17 protein-coding genes are annotated in these 21,156 nt (G+C 73.2%); 12 read left to right on the forward strand and 5 right to left on the reverse strand.

Translation table 11 applies throughout. The annotated features are described in order from the left end of the window. Window positions 1-163 precede the first annotated feature (163 nt). From nirB to ACN28C_RS09800, 3 genes are read right to left on the reverse strand one after another with little or no spacing between them, the layout of a single operon-like run. Window positions 164-2,740 (reverse strand): nitrite reductase large subunit NirB, encoded by a 2,577-nt coding sequence (gene nirB / locus ACN28C_RS09790; protein ID WP_422773186.1) that lies wholly within the window; start codon window positions 2,738-2,740, stop codon window positions 164-166. Further along, window positions 2,740-4,224 carry an FAD-dependent oxidoreductase gene (locus tag ACN28C_RS09795; protein WP_422773187.1) on the reverse strand — a complete coding sequence of 495 codons (1,485 nt, stop codon included), beginning with the start codon at window positions 4,222-4,224 and terminating at the stop codon, window positions 2,740-2,742. The genes nirB and ACN28C_RS09795 overlap by 1 nt, the downstream gene beginning before the upstream one ends. Continuing rightward, a complete protein-coding gene (locus ACN28C_RS09800; protein WP_422773188.1) occupies window positions 4,221-6,404 on the reverse strand; it encodes a molybdopterin oxidoreductase family protein in 2,184 nt (727 codons plus the stop codon). The genes ACN28C_RS09795 and ACN28C_RS09800 overlap by 4 nt, the downstream gene beginning before the upstream one ends. Window positions 6,405-6,665: 261 nt before the next feature. Between ACN28C_RS09800 and ACN28C_RS09805 the strand changes: the two genes are divergently transcribed. From ACN28C_RS09805 to glmM, 7 genes are all read left to right on the forward strand, one after another. Next, window positions 6,666-7,367: a class I SAM-dependent methyltransferase gene (locus tag ACN28C_RS09805; RefSeq protein ID WP_422773189.1), complete on the forward strand. Its 702-nt coding sequence runs from the start codon at window positions 6,666-6,668 to the stop codon at window positions 7,365-7,367. Between the two features lie 112 nt (window positions 7,368-7,479). Then, the gene (locus tag ACN28C_RS09810; RefSeq protein WP_422773190.1) at window positions 7,480-7,734 is read left to right on the forward strand and encodes a DUF6364 family protein; all 255 of its coding nucleotides are present in this window, start codon (window positions 7,480-7,482) and stop codon (window positions 7,732-7,734) included. Further along, complete coding sequence (locus ACN28C_RS09815; protein WP_422774600.1) at window positions 7,724-8,017, forward strand: type II toxin-antitoxin system PemK/MazF family toxin; 294 nt, start codon at window positions 7,724-7,726, stop codon at window positions 8,015-8,017. The genes ACN28C_RS09810 and ACN28C_RS09815 overlap by 11 nt, the downstream gene beginning before the upstream one ends. A 135-nt stretch (window positions 8,018-8,152) precedes the next feature. Beyond that, window positions 8,153-9,664, forward strand: a complete 1,512-nt coding sequence (locus tag ACN28C_RS09820; RefSeq protein ID WP_422773191.1) for an MFS transporter — start codon at window positions 8,153-8,155, stop codon at window positions 9,662-9,664. Window positions 9,665-9,892: 228 nt separating this feature from the next. Beyond that, window positions 9,893-10,336, forward strand: coding sequence for a 50S ribosomal protein L13 (gene rplM / locus ACN28C_RS09825; RefSeq protein ID WP_422773192.1), 444 nt, complete (start codon window positions 9,893-9,895; stop codon window positions 10,334-10,336). Between the two features lie 20 nt (window positions 10,337-10,356). Next, window positions 10,357-10,809, forward strand: coding sequence for a 30S ribosomal protein S9 (gene rpsI / locus ACN28C_RS09830; RefSeq protein ID WP_422773193.1), 453 nt, complete (start codon window positions 10,357-10,359; stop codon window positions 10,807-10,809). Between the two features lie 106 nt (window positions 10,810-10,915). Beyond that, the gene (gene glmM, locus ACN28C_RS09835) at window positions 10,916-12,274 is read left to right on the forward strand and encodes a phosphoglucosamine mutase (RefSeq protein WP_422773194.1); all 1,359 of its coding nucleotides are present in this window, start codon (window positions 10,916-10,918) and stop codon (window positions 12,272-12,274) included. Between the two features lie 59 nt (window positions 12,275-12,333). Here glmM and ACN28C_RS09840 read toward each other — a convergent pair whose 3' ends face one another. Continuing rightward, window positions 12,334-13,536 (reverse strand): pyridoxal phosphate-dependent aminotransferase, encoded by a 1,203-nt coding sequence (locus ACN28C_RS09840; RefSeq protein ID WP_422773195.1) that lies wholly within the window; start codon window positions 13,534-13,536, stop codon window positions 12,334-12,336. Window positions 13,537-13,568: 32 nt separating this feature from the next. Next, window positions 13,569-14,729 carry an MmpS family transport accessory protein gene (locus tag ACN28C_RS09845; RefSeq protein WP_422773196.1) on the reverse strand — a complete coding sequence of 387 codons (1,161 nt, stop codon included), beginning with the start codon at window positions 14,727-14,729 and terminating at the stop codon, window positions 13,569-13,571. 266 nt (window positions 14,730-14,995) lie between these two features. On the opposite strand from ACN28C_RS09845, the gene glmS reads away from it, so the two are divergent. The 5 genes from glmS (at window position 14,996) to ACN28C_RS09870 (ending at window position 21,156) form a co-directional block, all read left to right on the forward strand. Beyond that, entirely contained in the window at window positions 14,996-16,900 is a 1,905-nt protein-coding gene (glmS, locus tag ACN28C_RS09850) for a glutamine--fructose-6-phosphate transaminase (isomerizing) (RefSeq protein WP_422773197.1), read from the forward strand. A gap of 29 nt (window positions 16,901-16,929) precedes the next feature. Next, window positions 16,930-17,298: a holo-ACP synthase gene (locus tag ACN28C_RS09855; RefSeq protein WP_422773198.1), complete on the forward strand. Its 369-nt coding sequence runs from the start codon at window positions 16,930-16,932 to the stop codon at window positions 17,296-17,298. A gap of 49 nt (window positions 17,299-17,347) precedes the next feature. Further along, window positions 17,348-18,817, forward strand: a complete 1,470-nt coding sequence (locus tag ACN28C_RS09860) for an NAD(P)H-hydrate dehydratase (RefSeq protein WP_422773199.1) — start codon at window positions 17,348-17,350, stop codon at window positions 18,815-18,817. 78 nt (window positions 18,818-18,895) lie between these two features. Continuing rightward, complete coding sequence (alr, locus tag ACN28C_RS09865; protein ID WP_422773200.1) at window positions 18,896-20,014, forward strand: alanine racemase; 1,119 nt, start codon at window positions 18,896-18,898, stop codon at window positions 20,012-20,014. Window positions 20,015-20,055: 41 nt separating this feature from the next. Beyond that, window positions 20,056-21,156, forward strand: coding sequence for an alpha/beta fold hydrolase (locus ACN28C_RS09870; RefSeq protein ID WP_422774601.1), 1,101 nt, complete (start codon window positions 20,056-20,058; stop codon window positions 21,154-21,156).

Consider the following 21,156-nt stretch of genomic DNA (forward strand, 5'->3'; position numbering starts at 1 on the left):
CCCGGCCCTGTGGTCTCCCCGTGCGGCCCTGTGGTCTCCCCGTGCGGCCCTGTGGTCTCCCCGTCCGGCCCTGTCGTCTCCCCGTCCGGCCCCGCCGCGACCCGTGGCTCTCCGCCCGGCTCGGCGGTGTCGGTCGACGCGTCGGAGATCGTCGTGTCCAGAGTCAACTCGGTACCCCCATGGTCGTCGGGAGGCCGAGCGACACCGGTCGGCGGTCTCCCATGGCCGGAACGGGCTGTCCCCGCTCCACCTCGAAGGTGATCGACGGATCGGGGACGTCCGGCGCGTTGACGAAGGAGGTGAACCGGCGCAGCCGCTCCGGGTCTCCCAGGGTGTCGCGCCACTCGTCCGAGTAGGAACCGACGTGCCGGGCCATCGCGGCGTCCAGCTCGGCGCAGAGCCCGAGCGAGTCGTCGACGATGACCGCCCGCAGGTGGTCCAGGCCGCCCTCCATCGCCTCGATCCAGGCGGCCGTCCGCTGTAGCCGGTCGGCGGTGCGGATGTAGAACATGAGGAACCGGTCGACGTACCGGACCAGCTCCTCGGTGGAGAGGTCCTGGCCGAAGAGTTCGGCGTGCCGGGGGCGGAAGCCGCCGTTGCCGCCGAGGTAGAGGTTCCAGCCGCCCTCGGTGGCGATGATGCCGAAGTCCTTGCTGCGGGCCTCGGCACACTCCCGGGCGCAGCCGGAGACCGCTGACTTGATCTTGTGTGGGGCGCGCAGTCCCCGGTAGCGCAGCTCCAGGGCGATCGCCAGCCCGACCGAGTCCTGCACCCCGTACCGGCACCAGGTGGAGCCGACGCAGGACTTGACCGTACGCAGCGCCTTGCCGTACGCGTGCCCGGACTCGAAGCCGGCGTCGACCAGCCGGCGCCAGATCTGCGGCAACTGCTCGACCCGGGCACCGAAGAGGTCGATCCGCTGGCCGCCGGTGATCTTCGTGTAGAGCTGGAAGTCCCGGGCCACCTCGCCGATCACGATCAGCTTCTCCGGGGTGATCTCGCCACCGGGTATCCGGGGCACCACCGAGTAGGTCCCGTCCCGCTGGATGTTGGCCAGGAAGTGGTCGTTGGTGTCCTGCAGCGACGCCTGTTCGCCGTCGAGCACGTAGCCGTTGCCGAGCGAGGCGAGGATCGACGCCACCGCCGGCTTGCAGATGTCGCAGCCCCGGCCCCGGCCGTGCTCGGCGACCAGCCGGGAGAAGGTGCGGATCCCCCGTACCCGGATGATCTCGAAGAGCTCCTGCCGGCTCTGGTCGAAGTGCTCGCAGAGCGCCTTGCTCAGCGTCACCCCGGAGACCGCGAGCAACTGCTTGAGCATCGGTACGCAGGACCCGCAGCTCGTCCCCGCCCGGGTGCACGCCTTCAGCGCCGGCACGTCCGCACAGCCCTCGGCGATCGCTCCGACGAGCTGGTCCTTGGTCACCCCGTTGCAGGAGCAGACCTGTGCCGAGCCGGGCAGCGCGGCGATCCCGGCTCCGGTCGCGGTGCCCTCGCCGGCCGGGGCGAGCAGTGCCAGCGGCGGGCCGGGCAGCGCACCGCCGACGCTGGCCCGCAGCGTCGGGTACGCCGTCACGTCGCCCACCAGCACCCCGCCGAGCAGCGTCTTCGCGTCGTCGGAGAGGACCAGCTTGGCGTAGACCCGGGTGGCCGGGTCGGTGAAGGTCACGTCCAGGCAGCCCGGGGTGCGGCCGTGCGCGTCGCCGAAGGACGCCACGTCCACCCCGAGCAGCTTCAGCTTGGTGGAGAGATCCGCACCCGGGAAGGTCGCCGTGCCGCCGACCAGCCGGTCGGCCACCACCTCCGCCATCGCGTAGCCCGGCGCGACCAGGCCGTAGCAGGTGCCCTCGACGGCGGCGCACTCACCGACCGCCCAGATCCGCTCGTCGGTGCTGCGGCAGCTCTCGTCCACCCGGATCCCGCCACGTTCGCCCAGCTCCAGGCCGGCGGCGCGGGCCAGCTCGTCCCGGGGTCGGATGCCGGCGGCCACCACCACCAGGTCGGCCGGGAGCCAACCGCCGTCGGAGAGGGTGAGCCCGGCCAGCTCGCCGTCCGGCCGGGACCGGATCGCGGTGGTGGCCACCCCGAGGTGTGGCAGCACCCCCAGCTCCTCGACGTACCGGCGCAGCATCGCGCCGCCGGCCTCGTCGACCTGCACCGGCATCAGCCTGGGCGCGAACTCCACCACGGAGGTGCTCAGGCCGAGCAGGCGCAGCGCGTTCGCCGCCTCCAGGCCGAGCAGTCCGCCGCCGATCACCGCGCCGGTCCGCCGCCCCTTGGCGAAGTCGCGGATCGCTGCCAGGTCGTCCAGGGTGCGGTAGACGAAGACCCCGGGCCGCAGCGCCGGGGTGGGGCCGGGGGTGTCCGGGCCCCGGTCGACGTAGGCGCCGTCGATCGGAGGCACGAACGGGTACGAGCCGGTTGCCAGCACCAGCGCGTCGTACGGATGGTCGCCGCCGCCGGTGACCACCCGCCGGCCGGCCCGGTCGATCTCCAGCACCGGCTCGCCGAGCCGCAGGTCGACACCGTCGTCGGGGCGGTGCAGGCTCAGTTCGTCCGCGTCCACCCCGTCGAAGAACGCGGAGAGCCGCACCCGGTCGTACGCCGGCCGGCCCTCCTCGGCCAGCACGGTGACCTGCCACCGGCCCTCGGTGTCCCGGGACCGCAGCGCCTCGACGAAGCGCTGCCCGACCATGCCGTTGCCGACCACCACGACGCGCTGCTGCTGCGGTCGTCCACTCATCAGGCCGCCACCTCTGCTTCCACCGGGTCGGGAGTGTCGATCGTGGAGAGCCAGCCGAGGATCCCCTCGACGGCGTCCCGGCAACTGCCGCAGCCGGTCGTGGCCCGGGTGCCGGTGACCAGGTCGTCCAGGGTTCGCGCGCCGGCCCGCCAGCAGGCCACCAGCGCGCCCTTGCGGACGGTGTTGCACTGGCAGACCGTTGCCGCGTCCGGCATCAGCGCCGGTGACTCGACCGGCGCCACGCTCGCCGTGTCGCGGCTGCGGCCCAGCAGCAGCGTCCGGCGGTCGATCGGCACCGGGGTGCCCCGGTCGAAGAGCTGGATCACCGTGCCGACCGCCGGGTTGTCGCCCAGCATGATCGCGCCGGTGAGCCGCTCGCCGACGATCCGGAGCCGGGCGTAGGTGCCGCGTACCGGGTCGGAGAAGCTGAGCTCCTCGACGTCCGGCTCGGGGCCGGCGGAGGCGTCGCCCATGGCCGCGAGGTCGATGCCGGCGGCCTTGAGCCGGGTGACCGCGGGCTGCGGCCGGTAACGCGCCCGCGGGTCGTCCCCGGCCAGCACCTGCGCCAGCACCCGGGCCTGCTCCCAGGCCGGCGCGACCAGCCCGGAGACCACCCCGGCGTGCTGGGCGCAGTCGCCGAGCGCCGAGATGTGCGGGTCGCTGCTGCGCAGCCGGTCGTCGACCACCACCCCCCGGTCGACGGTGAGCCCGGCGGCGCGGGCCAGCTCGACGTCCGGGCGGATCCCGCAGGAGAGCACCAGCAGGTCGGCGTCGAGTGCGCGGCCGTCGGAGAGGGTCAGGGTGACGCCGTCGGCGCGCGCGTCGACCGCGCTCGCCGCCACGTCCAGGTGGGTGGTGACGCCGAGTCCCGCCAGGGTACGGGCCAGCACCGCGCCGGCCGCCGGGTCGAGCTGGCGCTCCATCAGGTGCCCGACCGGGTGCACCACGCGCACGTCGAGCCCCCGGGTGGCCAGGCCCCGGGCCGCCTCCAGGCCGAGCAGTCCGCCGCCGAGCACCAGGGCCCGGCGGGCACCGTCGGCGGCGGCCAGGATCCGCCGGCAGTCGTCGAGGGTCCGGAACACCGCCACCCGCTCCGGCAACCGCTCCCGGTCGAGCCCGGCCAGCGGCGGCACCAGGGCCCGGCCACCGGTGGCGAGCACCAGGTGGTCGTAGCCGATCAGGTCGCCCTGTGCGGTCGTCACCGTGCGCGCCGCCCGGTCCACGGCGGTGACCTCGACGCCGGGGCGGACGTCGATGCCGTGCCCGGCCGCCTCGGCCAGCTCCACACCGGACTCGTCGACCTTGCCGGCGAGCAGGCTGGAGAGCATGATCCGGTTGTATACGCGGTGCGGCTCGGCACCGAGTACGGTGATCTTCGCCTCGCCGAGCCGGGCCGAGAGTTCCGACGCCAACCTGGCGCCGGCCATTCCGTGCCCGACGATCACGATCCGGTTCCGTGATCCTTCGGCGGTCTCCTCCGTCATACCCTCACCTCGCCGGGTTCGCTGGCTGCTGCCCTTGCGTCCACCCCTGCTTCCGCCGCCCTCTCCACCCGCACCGCGCAGATTTTGAACTCGGGCATCCGGGAGACCGGGTCGAGGGCGTCGCTGGTCACCGAGTTGATCCGGGCCGCGCCCGCCCAGTGGAACGGGGCGAAGACGGTGTCCGGGCGGATGCTCGGGCTCAACCGGGCCGGTGCGCGCATCTCGCCGCGTCGGCTGGTCACCAGGACCTCGTCGCCGTCCGCAACGCCGAGCCGGGCCGCCAGGTCGGGATGCAGCTCCAGGAACGCGGTCGGTGCGGCCCGGCGCAGCGCCGCGACCCGCCGGGTCTGTGCGCCGGACTGGTACTGCGCCAGCACCCGCCCGGTGGTGAGGTACAGCGGATAGTCCGGGCAGACCTCCTCGGCCGCCGCACGGTGCTCGACCGGCAGGAACCGGGCCCGGCCGTCCGGGGTGGGGAACGTGTCGGCGAACATCCGGGGCGTGCCCGGCCCCTCCTCGGCGGGGCAGGGCCAGAAGACCCCGTCCTCGGCGTCGATCCGCTCCCAGCTGATCCCCGCGTAGTCGGCCACGCCGCCGGCCGAGGCGCGGCGCAGCTCGTCGAAGACCAGGTCCGGCGCTGCCGGAAAGCGTTCCGGCCCGGCCGCACCGTCGACGTGGTCGAGCCGGCCGGCGAGGTCGGCCAGGAGCGCCAGATCGGTGCGTACCCCGGGTGGTGGCGGCCGGAGGGCGCGGCGGCGCAGCACCCGACCCTCCAGATTGGTCATCGTGCCGTCCTCTTCGGCCCACTGGGCGGTCGGTAGCACCACGTCGGCGAGCTCCGCCGTCTCCGAGCGGACGAAGTCGGCCACCACCAGCAGGTCGAGGTCGCGCAGCCGACCCTCCACCCGGGCCGCCCGGGGCGCCGAGACGACGGGGTTGGAGCCGAAGAGCAGTAGTCCCTTCGGGCCGGTGTCGGTGCCGAGCGCGTCGAGCAGCTCGTATGCCGAGACGCCCGGACCGGGCAGCAGATCCGGTTCCACGCCCCAGACCCCGGCGACGTGTGCCCGGCCGGCCGGGTCGTCGATGCGCCGGTAGCCGGGAAGCTGGTCGGCCTTCTGCCCGTGCTCGCGGCCGCCCTGGCCGTTGCCCTGCCCGGTCAGGCAGCCGTAGCCGGAGCCGGGCCGACCGGGCAGGCCGAGCGCGAGGGCGAGGTTGATGAAGGCGGTGACCGTGTCCACGCCCTTGGCGTGCTGCTCGGCGCCGCGCGCGGTGAGGATGATCGCCCGCCCGGCGGTGCCGAGCGCCCGAGCCGCCGCCTCCAGGTCGGCCACCGGCACCCCGGAGAGCCGCTCGGCCCGGGCCGGCCAGTATCCGGCCGCCGCCCGGCGGACCGCCTCGAAGCCCGTGGTCCGCTCGGCGATGTAGTCCCTGTCGAGCCAGCCCTCGGCCAGCGCGATGTGCAGCAGCGCGTTCGCCACCGCGAGGTCGGTGCCGGGGGTCGGTTGCAGGTGCAGGGTCGCCTGCCGGGCGGTCGCGGTGGCCCGGGGGTCGACCACGATCAACGTGCCGCCGCGCTGCCGCTGCTCCACCAGATAGCGGACCAGCGGCGGCATCGTCTCGGCGACGTTCGCGCCGACCAGCAGCAGGGTGTCGGCGGTGCCGAGGTCGGCAAGCGGAAAGGGCAGGCCCCGGTCGACGCCGAAGGCGCGCATCCCGGCGGCGGCCGCCGAGGACATGCAGAACCGGCCGTTGTAGTCGATGTTGCGGGTGCCGAGCGCGACCCGGGCGAACTTGCCGAGGGCGTACGCCTTCTCGTTGGTCAGCCCGCCGCCGCCGAAGACGGCCATCGCGTCCCGGCCGTGGCGGGACTGGATCCGGCGGATGCCGGTCACCACCCGGTCCAGCGCCTCGGGCCAGCTCGCCGGGCGGAGCTCGCCGCCGGGGCGGTCCCGCAGCAGCGGGGTGGTCAGCCGGTCGGGATGGTCGAGCAGCTCGGCGGCGGTCCAGCCCTTCTGACACAGCCCACCCCGGTTGGTGGGAAACTGCCGGGGCAGCACCTCCACCCGCTCGCCGGTACGGCGCAGCGTCATGCCGCACTGCAGGGCGCAGTATGGGCAGTGCGTGACGACGTCCTGGGACACATCCTCCGAATGCGTCGCAGTGCGTGCACCGTCTGTCATGTCCGAAGCGTGCCGGCGCCCCGTTTCACGGCCGGGTCCCTCTTGTTTCGGGCCTGTCAAGAGCCGCTCACACGGATTCGACTCAGCGGGTCGGCTTGCCCTCGCCCGGGATCCGGGGTTGCCTGGAACCTGCCGACCAGGACCTGAAATTTTTTCGCACCGTCGGGCGGGCGGGGTGGGTCGGCGGAGTTCGCGACGGTGCTGCTCCGGGCAGTGGATCTATGCTGTGGACGCTCGTTCCGCAGCTGAGGAGGCGCTCCGATGGGCGTGGTGTCGCTCTTCGAGGCGGTGGCCGGGTCGTACGACGAGTCCCGTCGCCGGCTGGTGCCGTGCTTCGACGACTTCTACGGCACCGCGGTGGAGGTGGCCGCCCCGCCGCTGCGCCGGGCCCTGGCCTCCGGGCGTACGCCGGCCGTGCTCGACCTCGGTGCCGGCACCGGACTGCTCTCGATGCTGGTCAGCACAGCCGTCCCCGGGGTGCGGGCCACCCTGCTCGACGGTGCCCCGGCGATGCTGGCCGTCGCGGCGGGACACCTGAGCCGGCGCGGGGTGCCGCACGAGACGCTCGTCGCCGACCTGGGTGCGGCGCTGCCCGCCGGCCCCTACGACGCGGTGGTCTCCGCGCTGGCCATCCACCACCTGTCCGACGCAGGCAAGCGCGACCTCTACCGCCGGATCCGGCAGGTGCTGGTGCCGGGCGGCGTCTTCGTCAACGCCGAGCAGGTGGCCGGGGGCACGCCCGACCTGGACTCCCGGTACGACGAGGTGTGGCTCGCCCAGGTCACCGCCCTCGGCGCCACCGAGGCGGAGATCGCCGCGGCGCGGGAGCGGATGGCGCACGACCGCCCGGCGCCGGTGCCGGACCAGTGCCGCTGGCTGGTCGAGGCGGGCTTCGTCGGCGTCGACTGCTTCTACAAGTCGTGGCGGTTCGCCGTCTTCGGCGGCCGGCGGGAGTTGGACTGAGTGCTGCCGGCTGCCGGCTGCCGGTGGGCCGGGTCCGCCGGTGGGCCGGATCGACGACCGGTGACAACCCGCCGGCATGACGGCCGGTCATACCACCGGTAGGGTAAGCGGCATGACCGCCAAGGTGACCCTCTCGTTTTCGGACGAGACCATCGAAGAGGCGCGACGCTTCGCCAAACGGGACGGGATGTCGCTCTCCGCCTGGATCGACCAGGCCGCCCGCGAGAAGGCTCTCCGCGAGGTCTTCGCCGCGCACGCCGAGGCGGTGGGCCGGGCCCGGCTGGACATCGAGGCCGCCGCCATCGCCGACGCCCAGGAGGCCGCACTTGTCGACGCGGCTCTCGGCGGGCGTCCGAGTGCTGCGTAGGGGTGAGATCTGGCGCATCGACGGGGCGCGGTCCCGGCTCGGCCTGGTGATCAGCTCCGACGTCTACAACTCCACAGACGTCCCGATCGTGATCGTGGCCGAGGTGGTCGACTCCGAACTGCTCCGGGACTCGCCGCTCGCCGTCACCATGGGAAAATACGTCGTGATGCCCGACCGGCTCTCGTCACCGATGAAGAAGTGGTTCACCGAGCGGGTCGGGGCCGCCGACACCGACACCATGTTCCGGGTGAGCCGGGCACTGCGTATCCTCCAGGGCATCTGAGCGGGCCGGGGCGCGCGTCCGGGCACCGGAGCGGCGCATCTCACGACCGGTCCGAGCGCGCCGTGCGCTGACCGTTGCCGGCCCGACCCCGAGTGCGAACCGGCGGGAAACCGCCCGCTCCTACGTTCGGGCGGCATGACGAGTACTGCCGCCCCCACGGGCACGACGACCGCTTCCGGCGCCGACGGCGCGACGGCCGATGTCCGCGCCGAGGGCGCGACGGCCGACGCCGGCGCCGCCACCGCGGCCACCGCTGCGGCGGCGGCCGGTACCAGCACGCTCCGGCCACCGGAGGGCGGCACCGCCGCACCGGGAGGTCGCCGGCACCAGCTCGACGACTGGCGCCCCGAGGACCCGGTCTTCTGGCGGGAGACCGGGGCACGGATCGCCCGGCGCAACCTGATCGTCTCGATCGCCTCCGAGCACATCGGCTTCTCGGTGTGGAGCCTCTGGTCGGTGATGGTGCTCTTCCTCGGTCCCGCGTACGGGATCGACCCGGCCGGGAAGTTCCTGCTGACCGCCGTACCGGCCGCGCTGGGCTCGGTGCTGCGGCTGCCGTACACCCTGGCGGTGGCGAGGTTCGGCGGGCGGAACTGGACCATCGTCAGTGCCCTGCTCCTCCTGCTGCCGGCGGTGCCGATGGCGATCCTGATCGAGCCGGGAGTGTCGTACGGCACGCTGATGGTGCTTGCCTGCCTGGCCGGCGTCGGCGGCGGCAACTTCGCCTCCTCGATGGCGAACATCAACCTCTTCTACCCGCAGCGCCTCAAGGGCTGGGCCCTCGGGCTCAACGCCGGCGGCGGCAACATCGGGGTGGCCGCGGTGCAGCTCGTCGGGCTGGCGGTGCTGGCCACCGCGGGTGCCGCGTACCCGCGTCTGGTGCCGGCGGTCTACATCCCGCTGATCGTGCTCGCCGCGCTCGCCTCGGCCCGCTACATGGACAACATCACCGGGGCCCGCAACGAGCGCGGGGCGATGCGCGAGGCGGCCCGGGACCCGCACACCTGGGTCATGTCGGTGCTCTACATCGGCACCTTCGGGTCCTTCATCGGCTTCGGCTTCGCCTTCGGGCAGGTGCTGTTGGTGCAGTTCGGCGACCGGTTCGCCACCCCGCTCGACGCGGCGTACCTGACCTTCCTCGGGCCGCTGGTCGGCTCGCTGATCCGGCCGGTCGGCGGCCACCTCGCCGACCGGTACGGCGGGGCCCGGGTGACCTGGGCCACCTTCGCGGCGATGGCGGCCGGCGCCGGACTGGTCTACTACGCCTCCCGGGAGCGGTCGCTGACCCTCTACCTGATCGGGTTCATCGCGCTCTTCGTGCTCTCCGGGGTCGGCAACGGGTCGACGTACAAGATGATTCCGGCGATCTTCCGGGCCAAGGCGGCGCGGGCGGTCGCCGCCGGCGAGCTGGAGCCGGACGCGGCGCAGCGGCGGGCCTGGCGGCTCTCCGGGGCGCTGATCGGCATCGCGGGCGCCGTCGGCGCCTTCGGCGGCGTACTGGTCAACATCGCCTTCCGGCAGTCGTTCCTGGTCTACTCCTCGGCCGAGGCCGCGTACGTCGCCTTCATCGTCTGGTACGCCCTCTGCCTCGTGATCACCTGGGTGGTCTACCTCCGCCCCTCCCCGCACCGCCTCCCCGGCGTCTGAGGTGCAAGGAAGGGCCCCCGCTTATCGTTTTCTGTTGTAGCGGGGGCCCTTCCTTGCACCTCGTTTTGACCCGGATGCTGGCGAGCGGGTATCGTTGCCTGCTGTTGTGTGACACCCAAGTTTTCACGTGACATCCGAGGGCGTGCCTCTTTCGGGTACGCTTAGTCGTTTGTGCGTGCCTGGCGACCGGTGCGCGACCCCAGACCGACGACGAGACAAGGTAGACCTGTGCGTACGTACAGCCCGAAGCCGGGTGAGATCGAGCGTCAGTGGCACGTCATCGACGCGTCAGACGTCGTGCTGGGCCGGCTGGCCAGCCATGTCGCCACGCTGCTGCGGGGCAAGCACAAGCCGACTTTCGCGCCGCACGTCGACACCGGCGACTTCGTCGTCATCGTGAACGCGGGCAAGGTCGCACTGACCGGCAACAAGCGCCACCAGAAGATCGCCTACCGCCACTCGGGCTACCCGGGCGGTCTGAAGCAGGTCGGCTACGACGAGCTGCTCTCCAAGCGGCCGGACCGGGCCATCGAGCTGGCCGTCAAGGGCATGCTCCCGCACAACAAGCTCGGCCGTAAGCTGATCAAGAAGCTGAAGGTCTACGCCGGTGCCGAGCACCCGCACGCCGCGCAGCAGCCGGTGCCGTTCGAGATCAAGCAGATCGCGCAGTGAGCGCGGGCGAAGGAAACAGCATGACCGACACCATCGCGACCGCCGAAGCCCCGGTGCCCGCCCCGGTGGCCCGGGCTCCTCGTGGCGACCGCCCGATCCAGACCGTGGGTCGCCGCAAGGAGGCGATCGTCCGGGTCCGGATCGTCCCGGGCAGCGGCAAGATCACCTGCAACGGTCGTGAGCTGGAGGCCTACTTCCCGAGCAAGGTGCACCAGCAGCTCATCAAGGAGCCGCTGGTCACCGCCGAGAAGGCCGAGAGCTTCGACGTGATCGCCAACCTGCGCGGCGGCGGCACCACCGGCCAGGCCGGCGGACTGCGACTGGCCATCGCCCGGGCCCTGATCGCGAGCGACCCCGACGACCGTCCGGCGCTGAAGAAGGCCGGCTTCCTCACCCGGGACGCCCGGGAGAAGGAAAGCAAGAAGTACGGTCTCAAGAAGGCCCGCAAGGCGCCCCAGTACTCCAAGCGCTGACCAGCGGCACCACCGTGTATCTCTGACGTACGGCCGGAACCGTCCCCTCGCGGTGGCGGTGTCCGGCCGTTTCGTTTCCATCGCTGCGCTTCCCGGAGGATCCCGCATGGGGCGGCTGTTCGGCACTGACGGCGTACGCGGGCGCGCGAACGCCGACCTCACCCCCGAGTTGTCACTCTCGGTCGCGGTCGCGGCCGCGCACACCCTTGCCGAGCAGGATCGGAGCCATCCGCCGCTCGCGGTGGTGGGCCGGGACACCCGGGCCAGCGGCGAGATGCTGGAGGCCGCGGTGGTGGCCGGGCTGACCAGCGCCGGAGCCAACGTGGTCCGGGTCGGTGTGCTGCCGACGCCGGGGGTGGCGTTCCTGGTCGGCGAGGCCAAGGCCGACTTCGGGGTGATGCTCTCGGCCTCGCACAACCCGATGCCGGACAACGGGATCAAACTCTTCGCGGCCGGCGGCCACAAGCTCCCCGACGACGTCGAGTTGAGGATCGAGGCCGCCGTCGAGGCGAACGGCTCGGCCGGCTGGCAGCGGCCGACCGGTGCCGGCGTCGGCCGGGTGCACGACCTGCTCGACGGCGCCGAGCACTACGTGCAGCACCTGGTCGGCACCATCCCGCACCGGCTCGACGGGTTGAAGGTCGTGGTCGACTGCGCGAACGGTGCCGCCTCCGAGGTCGCCCCGGTCGCATATCAGGAGGCCGGGGCCGAGGTGATCGCGATCCACGCCGAACCGGACGGGCTCAACATCAACGACGGCTGCGGCTCGCAGCATCTCGACGACCTGCGGGCCGCCGTCCTGGAACACGGCGCCGACGTCGGCATCGCGCACGACGGCGACGCCGACCGGTGTGTGGCGATCGCCGCCGACGGCAGCGAGGTGGACGGCGACCAGATCATGGCCATCCTGGCGCTGGCGATGCGGGAGGCCGGGACGCTCACCCAGGACACCCTGGTCGCGACCGTGATGAGCAACCTCGGCCTGCGGCTCGCGATGTCCGCGGCCGGCATCCGGCTGGTCGAGACCAAGGTCGGTGATCGGTACGTGCTTGAGGAGCTGCGCGCCTCCGGGCTGGCGCTGGGCGGCGAGCAGAGCGGGCACCTGGTGCTGCCGGCGTATGCGACCACCGGCGACGGCGTCCTCACCGGGTTGCACCTGATGTCCCGGATGGCGGCGACCGGCCGCAGCCTCGCCGAGCTGGCCTCGGTGGTGACGAAGCTGCCGCAGCTGCTGATCAACGTGCCCGTGGCGGACCGCACGGTCGGTGCCGGCGCGCCGGCAGTACTCGACGCGGTCGCGCGGGCCGAGGCCGAGCTGGGCGAGACGGGCCGGGTCCTGCTCCGCCCCTCCGGCACCGAGCCGCTGGTCCGGGTGATGGTGGAGGCGCCGACGCTGGAACTGGCCCGGGACGTCGCCGAGCGGATCGCCGCCGAGGTACGCGCCGCCAGCCCGGTGCCGGCGTAGCCTCGCCGAGGTACGCGCCGCGCCAGCCCGGTGCCGGCGTAGCCTCGCCGAGGTCTGGCTCAGCTGGCGCTGGTGCCGAGGGGGCGGAGCCGGGTCACGGCCTCGGCCAGCACCTCCGGGCGCTTGCAGAAGGCGAACCTGACCAGCCGCCGCCCGGCCTCGACATCGTCGTAGAAGACCTGGGTCGGCACGGCCACCACCCCGCAGCGCTCCGGCAGCGAGCGGCAGAACTCCACCCCGTCCCGCCCGCCCAACCTGGTGATGTCGGTGGTGACGAAGTAGGTGCCCTCCGGCCGCAGCACGCGGAAGCCGGCCTCGACGAGCCCCGCCGAGAGCTGGTCCCGGCGGGCCTGGAGGCCGGCGCGGAAGTCACGGTAGTAGCCGTCCGGCAGGGCCAGCGCCACGGCGACCGCCGGCTGCAGCGGTGCGCCGTTGACGAAGGTGAGAAACTGCTTGACCCGCATCGTCGCCGCGACGAGCGGGGCGGGGCCGCTGGCCCAGCCGATTTTCCAGCCGGTGCAGGAGAACGTCTTGCCGGCGGAGGAGATCCGCAGGGTCCGCTCCCGCATCCCCGGCAGCGTCGCCAGCGGGATGTGCGGGCTGCCGGCGTCGGTGAAGACGAGGTGCTCGTAGACCTCGTCGGTGACGGCGAGGACGTCGTACTCCTGGCACAGCTCGCCGATCAGCGCCAGCTCGTCGGCGGCGAAGACCTTGCCGGTCGGGTTGTGCGGCGAGTTGAGCAGGACCAGCCGGGTTCGTGGCCCGAAGGCGGCGCGCAGCTCCGCCGGGTCGAAGGCGTATCGGCCGTCGGCCGCGGGGCGGAGCGTGACCGGCCGCCGAACCGCGCCGGCGAGCGCGATCGAGGCGGCGTACGAGTCGTAGTACGGCTCGAAGCAGACCACCTCGTCCCCTGTCTCGCAGAGCCCGAGGATCGCCGCCGCGATCGCCTCGGTCGCCCCGGCGGTGACCAGCACCTGATTGTCCGGGTCGTAGTCCAGCCCCCAGAACCGGCGCTGGTGTGCGGCGATCGCGGCGCGCAGCGCCGGGATGCCCGGCCCGGGCGGATACTGGTTATGCCCGCCGCGCAGCGCCTCGGCCGCGGCGGCCAGCATCTCTGCCGGCCCGTCCGTGTCCGGGAAGCCCTGGCCCAGGTTGACCGCGCCGGTGCGCACCGCCAGCGCCGACATCTCCGCGAAGATGGTGGTGCCGAACGGGCGCATCCGGCGGACCAGGGGGTCGGGGTCGGCTGCTGTGGTCGTCACCCCGCCACCCTAGGCCGCCGCGCGCCGTGCCGTCAGATCCCGAAGTCGGAGCAGGTGACGGTGGCGTACGTGCCGCTGGAGGTCTTGGTCGCCGTCGGCGTGCCGTCGACGGTGATCGTGCAGGCGATGTCGCCGGTACCGCCGCCGGTGCGGATCGCGACCACCGTCTTGAGGTCGTCCTCGGGAATCCTGACCTCCTTCCGCCACGGCAGCTCGACGGAGGAGGAGTGCACCTGCTTGCCGGCCCCGTCGATGTAGGAGAGGGCGACGCGCCCCTGACCGGTCACCTCGTAGATCACCGTCTGGCCGCTGGTGCCCGGATCGCCGCCGTCCTGCCGGTCCTGGCCGGTTGGCGCGGAGGTGGTGTCGAGGCTTCCCTCCACGGTGTTGCGTAGCCGGTCCATGAACGCGAGCGGGCCGAGGCAGATGCCGACGCAGGCGACCAGCACGACGACCACCACGGCCACGATCACGATGATCATGGTCTTGTTGCTCTTCTTCGGTGCCGGCGGCGGGAACGGCCCGCCGGGGTAGCCCTGCTGGTAGCCCGCCTGGTAGCCGGGATTCTGCCCCTGCTGGTAGCCCGGCTGCGCGTGCTGGTAGCCCGGCTGACCCTGCTGGTATCCCGGCTGCGCGTACTGGTAGCCCGGCTGACCCTGCTGGTATCCGGGCTGCGCGTACTGGTAGCCGGGATAGGCACCATAACCGGCGTCGTGCTGGTTCGGCGCCCCGCTGGTCGGGTATGGCGTGGCTGGCGGGCTGGACTGCGGCGGGTACGCCGGGCCGGCACCGTAGGCCGGGCCCGGGCCGCTGTGTTGCGGCGGCTGGCCCCACGGGCCTGGTTGCGCCGGTTGACCGTATCCGGCGGTCTGCGGCGGCTGGTCGTACCCCGCCTGCGGCGGCTGACCCCAGGCCGGCTGCCCGTACGGGGCCGCCTGCGGCGGCTGGCCGTGGGTGTCCGGTTGCGCCGTAGGCTGCCCGTACGCCGGCTGTGCCTGCTCTCCGTGGCCGGTGGGCTGCGGTGGCGAGGGCGGGGCGTACCTCGTGGTGGGGGCCTCCTCCTCGTCGGTCGCCGGCGAGTTCTCCGGCCGGGGCTGCTGCGGCGGGCCGAATTTCGTCGTCGGCGGCTCCTCCTCCGCTGCGTACGGGTTGTGCGGGTCGTACGGGTTGTGCGGGGGCGGAGAGTCGCTCATGGGGTCCTGGCTCCAGATATGGCGGACAGCAGAAGGCGGCGGCGAAAGGGGGAGATGCCGGCGGAGATGGCAGCGAATGCGCCAGTCACGGTACCGCGTCCGCCCTGGCCGCGATGTACCCGAAAGGACAGGCACGCGACGAGTGCCGCCGGATCGTCCGATCCGCCGGCCACCAACGGTCACCGAACGTCACCGAGCAAATTCGCTGATCGAATGAGCACCTTTCGATCACGCCGGATGAGCGAACTTAGGTTAGGCTGCGGGCCATGTGCGGAATCGTGGGTTACGCCGGCGCCAGGCCGGCGCTGGGCATCGTGCTGGACGGGTTGCGGCGGCTGGAGTACCGCGGCTACGACTCGGCCGGCGTGGCGGTCGTCGCCGAGGGCGAGCTGCTGACCGAGAAGAAGGCCGGCAAGCTGGCCAACCTGGAGAAGGCGCTCGCCGAGCGGTCGTCGACCGACGACGGTGCCACGGCGCTCGGCATCGGGGCCGGGACGACCGGGATCGGGCACACGCGGTGGGCGACCCACGGCGGGCCCACCGACCGCAACGCCCACCCGCACAAGGCGACCGACGGCCGGGTGGCCGTGATCCACAACGGCATCATCGAGAACTTCGCCAAGCTCCGCGCCGACCTGGAGGCCGAGGGCGTCGAGTTCGGCAGCGACACCGACACCGAGTGCGCCGCGCACCTGATCGCCGGCGAGCTCGCCCGGCTGCGCGCCGCCGGTGAGGCCGACGGCCCGCGGCTGCTGGCGACCGCGATGCGCCAGGTCTGCCAGCGGCTGGAGGGTGCCTTCACGCTGCTCGCGGTGGACGCGGCGATTCCCGGGGCGGTGGTCGGCGCCCGGCGCAACTCGCCGCTCGTGGTCGGGCGCGGCGTCGGGGAGAACTACCTCGCCAGCGACGTCTCCGCCTTCATCGAGCACACCCGGGAGGCGGTCGAGCTCGGTCAGGACCAGGTCGTGCTGATCACGGCCGACGACATCGAGATCACCGACTTCACCGGCGCCCCGGCCAGCGGCAAGGACTTCCACATCGACTGGGACGCCTCGGCCGCCGAGAAGGGCGGCTACGACTACTTCATGCTCAAGGAGATCGCCGAGCAGCCGCAGGCGATCGCCGACACCCTGCTCGGCCGTCTCAAGGAGACCGGCGAGATCGTGCTGGACGAGGTCCGCCTCTCCGACCAGGACCTGCGGGACGCCGACAAGATCTTCATCGTCGCCTGCGGCACGTCGTACCATGCGGGGATGGTGGCGAAGTACGCCATCGAACACTGGACCAGGATCCCCTGCGAGGTCGAGCTGGCCAGCGAGTTCCGCTACCGCGACCCGGTGCTGGACCGTTCCACCCTGGTGGTGGCGATCTCGCAGTCCGGCGAGACCATGGACACCCTGATGGCGCTGCGGCACGCCAAGGAGCAGAAGGCCCGGGTGTTGGCGATCTGCAACACCAACGGCTCCACCATCCCGCGCGAGTCCGACGCGGTGCTCTACACCCACGGCGGTCCGGAGGTCGCGGTCGCCTCCACCAAGGCGTTCCTCACCCAGGTGGTGGCCTGCTATCTGATCGGCCTGCACCTGGCCCAGGTCCGCGGCATCAAGTACGCCGACGAGGTCTCCGCAGTGGTGGAGCAGCTCCAGGAGATGCCGGAGAAGCTGCGGAGGCTGCTCGCCGGGGTGGAGCCGGTCCGGGAACTCGCCCGTGACCTCAAGACGGCGCCGACGGTGCTCTTCATCGGCCGGCACGTCGGCTTCCCGGTCGCCCTGGAGGGTGCGCTCAAGCTCAAGGAACTGGCCTACATGCACGCCGAGGGGTTCGCCGCCGGTGAGTTGAAGCACGGGCCGATCTCGTTGATCGACCAGGGCACCCCGGTGGTCTGCATCGTCCCGTCGCCGCTCGGGCGGGGGATGCTGCACGACAAGATCGTCTCCAACATCCAGGAGATCCGGGCCCGGGGCGCCCGGACGATCGTGATCGCCGAGGAGGGCGACGAGGCGGTGACGCCCTACGCCGACCATCTGATCTACGTGCCGCGTACGCCGACCCTGCTGGCCCCGCTGGTCACCACGGTGCCGTTGCAGGTGCTCGCCTGTGAGATCGCCGCCGCCCGGGGGCACGACGTCGACCAGCCGCGCAACCTGGCCAAGTCGGTCACTGTGGAATGAGTCGACGCGGCCGCCGGTAGGGTGAGGCGGTGATCGTCGCAGTAGGCATCGACGTCGTGCTCGTCGATCGGTTCGCCCGGGCGCTCGCGCGTACCCCGCTGCTGGCCGATCGGCTCTTCACCGAGGCGGAGCGCGTCACCGGGGCGGGCGGTCCGCGTTCGGCCGAGTCGCTCGCCGCCCGGTTCGCCGCGAAGGAGGCGGTGGCCAAGGCGCTCGGCGCCCCGGTCGGGCTGCACTGGCACGACTGCGAGGTGGTCGCCGATCCGGACGGGCGACCGTGGCTGACCGTCTCCGGCACGGTCGCCGCCGCCGCCACCGAGCGTGGCGTGGAGCGCTGGCACCTGTCGCTCTCGCACGACGGCGGGATCGCCTCGGCGATGGTGGTGGCGGAGCGATGAGCGGGCCCCGGGCGGTGGCGACGGCGGTGCGATCGGAAGCGGGGCGGCGATGAGGTCGGCATGGCGGGTGGCGGACGTACGGGCCGCCGAAGGTGCCCTGATGGCCACCGTCCCGGACGGGACGCTGATGCGCCGCGCGGCCGGCGGGCTGGCCGGGCACTGCGCCCGGGTGCTCGCCGACCGGGGCGGGGTCTACGGCTCCCGGGTGCTGCTGCTGGTCGGCTCCGGCGACAACGGCGGCGACACCCTCTACGCGGGTGCCCGACTCGCCGGCCGGGGCGCGGCGGTGCAGGCGCTGCTCCTCTCTCCGGAGCGCGCGCATCCCGGCGGCCTGGCGGCGCTGCGCTCGGCCGGCGGGCGGCTCTGCGCCGGGCTGCCGGACCGGGCCGACCTGGTGCTGGACGGGATCGTCGGGATCGGTGGCTCGGGCGGGCTGCGGGAGCCGGCGGCCCGGGTGGTGGCCGGGCTGGCCGGCCTGACCGACCGGGCCGGGAAGCGCACCCCGGTGGTGTCGGTGGACGTGCCGAGCGGGGTCGAGGTGGACACCGGCGGCGTACCGCGCCCGGCCGGCCTGCCCGGCACGGTGACCGCCGATGTCACGGTCACCTTCGGCTGCCTGAAGCCGGCCCTGGTGGTCGGGCCGGCCGCACCCCGGGCCGGCCGGGTCGAGCTGGTCGACATCGGCCTGGGCCGGTGGCTCCGGGCCGATCCGGCGGTACGGGTGACCGAGTGGTCGGACGTCGTCGAGTGGTGGCCCCGGCTCGGCCCGGAGGAGGAGAAGTACAGCCGGGGCGTGGTGGGGTTGGCGACCGGCTCCGCGACCTACCCGGGCGCGGCCGTGCTCTCGGTCGGCGGCGCGGTCGCCGGGCCGACCGGCATGATCCGGTACGCCGGCGGCGCCCGCGCCGAGGTGCTCCGCCGCTATCCGTCGGTGGTCGCCGCCGAGCGGGTCACCGACGCCGGCCGGGTGCAGGCCTGGGTCTGCGGCTCGGGGCTGGGCACCGGCCCGGAGGCCGCCACCGAGCTGCGCTGCGTACTCGCCGCGCCGGTGCCGGTGGTGCTGGACGCGGACGCGCTCACCCTGCTGGTCGACGGCTCGATGGCGGAGCGGTTGCGGGGACGGGACGCGCCGATCGTCATCACCCCGCACGACCGGGAGTACGCGCGACTGGCCGGCGAGGAGCCCGGTGGGGACCGGGTGGGGGCGGCGCTGCGCCTGGCCACCTGGACGAACGCGGTGGTGCTGCTCAAGGGCGACCGGACGGTGGTCGCCACCCCGGACGGGCGGGCCTTCGCCAACCCGACCGGCACCCCGGCGCTGGCCACCGGCGGCACCGGCGACGTGCTGGCCGGGCTGCTGGGCTCGCTGCTCGCCACCGGCCTGGCTCCCGAGCGGGCGGCGGCGGCCGCCGCGTATCTGCACGGGCTGGCGGGGCAGGAGGCGGTCCGGCAGGGCCCGGTGACCGCAGCCGACGTGGCCGCCGCGCTGCGCCCGGTGATCGCCCGGCTGCCCCGGTGACCCGGACCGCCCCGCTGACGACTGTCCAGCTCACGCCACCTGCGGCCAACTGGATCTACTGACAAGTAGGCTGGGCACATGTGGCAGGCCGAGGTGCGGGTCGACCTTGACGCGATCCGCGACAACGTGGCCCGGCTGCGGGCCGGGACGAACGCCGAGCTGATGGCCGTGGTCAAGGGCGACGGCTACGGCCACGGCATGCTGCCCGCCGCGCGGGCGGCCCTGGACGCCGGGGCGGAGTGGCTCGGCGTCTGCACCCTCGACGAGGCGCTGACGCTGCGCCGCGAGGGTGTCACCGCGCCGGTGCTGGCCTGGCTGCTCGCGCCCGGGATGCCGCTGCACGAGGGGGTGACCGTCGGGGTGGACCTGGCCGCGGCCAGCCTTGGCCAGCTCGCCGAGCTGGTGACCGCGGCGGAACGGGCCGGCCGGCCGGCGCGGACCCACCTCAAGATCGATACGGGGCTCTCCCGGGGCGGCGCGACCGTGGCCGACTGGCCCGACCTGCTGGACGCGGCGGCGAAGGCGCAGGCGGACGGCGTACTCGAGGTGGTCGGGGTCTGGAGCCACCTGGTCTACGCCGACGCTCCCGGGCACGCCACCATCGACCGGCAACTCGCCGCCTTCACCGAGGGGCTCGCCCTCGCCGAGCGCGCCGGGCTGCGGCCCCGTTACCGGCACCTGGCCAACTCGGCGGCGACGCTGACCCGCCCCGACACCCACTTCGACCTGGTCCGGCCCGGCATCGCGCTCTACGGGCTCTCGCCGATCCCCGGCGAGCGGTTCGGGCTGCGGCCGGCGATGACCGCCCGGGCCCGGGTCACGCTGACCAAGCGGGTGCCGGCCGGCACGGGCGTCTCCTACGGGCACACCTACCACACCGAGCGGGAGACGACGCTCGCCGTCGTGCCGCTCGGCTACGCCGACGGGGTGCCCCGGCACGCCTCCAACGTCGGCCCGGTCCAGCTTGCCGGTGGGCGGCGCCGGATCGCCGGCCGGGTCTGCATGGACCAGATCGTGCTGGACTGCGGCGACGACCCGGTGGCCGCCGGCGACGTGGCGACGCTCTTCGGCAGCGGCGCGCAGGGCGAGCCGACCGCCGACGACTGGGCGGAGGCGGTCGGCACCATCAACTACGAGATCGTCACCAGGTTCGGCGGGGTCCGGGTGCCCCGGGTGTACGACGGGCGGCAGTCATGAGTTCCAGCAGGCTGGCCGGGAATCGCGTGCCGGCGCAGCGGCTGCCCGCCCGGCGTACGCCGAACCGGACCGGACTGTTCCGGGTGGCCGGCATCATCGGCGCGGCGGCCGGGGTCGCGGCGGCCGGGATCGCCGCCGGGGTGGCCGCCGAACGGGCGGTGGTACGCCGTTCCAGGTCCGCGCCCGGCGACCGGTACGCGGCGGAACCGTTCGGCGCGCTGCCGTACGACGAGTCCTGCACCGTCACCACCGCCGACGGCACCGACATCCATGTGGAAATGGTCGGGCCACCGGCCGGGCCGGGGCGACCGACCCTCGTCTTCGTGCACGGCTTCTGCCTGGACATGGGGACCTTCCACTTCCAGCGCAGCATGCTCACCGAGCTGGGCGAGGACCGGATGGTCTTCTACGACCAGCCCGGACACGGCCGCTCGGGCCGGCTGGAGTCGGGCGAGTACCAGCTCGCGGCGCTCGGCGAGACCCTCCGGTCGGTGATCGACCGGACCGCGCCGACCGGGCCACTGGTGCTGATCGGGCACTCGATGGGCGGCATGACCATCATGGCCTTCGCCGAACGCCATCCGGAGATCTTCGCCGAGCGGGTGGTCGGCACCGTGCTGATGGCCACCTCGGGCGGGCTGGTGGCGGAGACGAAGTTCGGCCTGCCCACGATCGTCGCCCGGGCCGGTGCCCCGCTGCTCCCGGTGGTCGACAACGCCACCCGGCTCACCGGCAGCGTGCTCGACCGGGCCCGGCGCGCCTCGGCGAACCTGGCCTGGCTGCTCACCCGCAAGTACGGCTTCGGCACCGCCACACCCAGCCCGGCGCTGGTCTCCTACGTGGAGAAGATGAACTCCCGGACCTCCACCGAGACCGTCGCCCGCTATCTGCGCACCATCTATCTGCATGCCCGCTATCCGGTGCTGGCCGCCCTGCGGGACGCCCCCGCCCTGGTCATCGTGGGTGAGCGCGACATGATCACGCCGGTGACCCACTCCGAGGAGATCGTCCGCTGGCTGCCGGACGCCGAATATGTGAAGGTGCCCGACAGCGGGCACGTGGTCATGCTGGAGCACGCCGACGAGGTCAACGAGATACTGCTCGACTTCCTCGACCGGCTGCCCGCCCGACGAGAGGATTGA

This window comes from Plantactinospora sp. WMMC1484, from assembly GCF_049315195.1.
Taxonomy (GTDB): domain Bacteria; phylum Actinomycetota; class Actinomycetes; order Mycobacteriales; family Micromonosporaceae; genus Plantactinospora.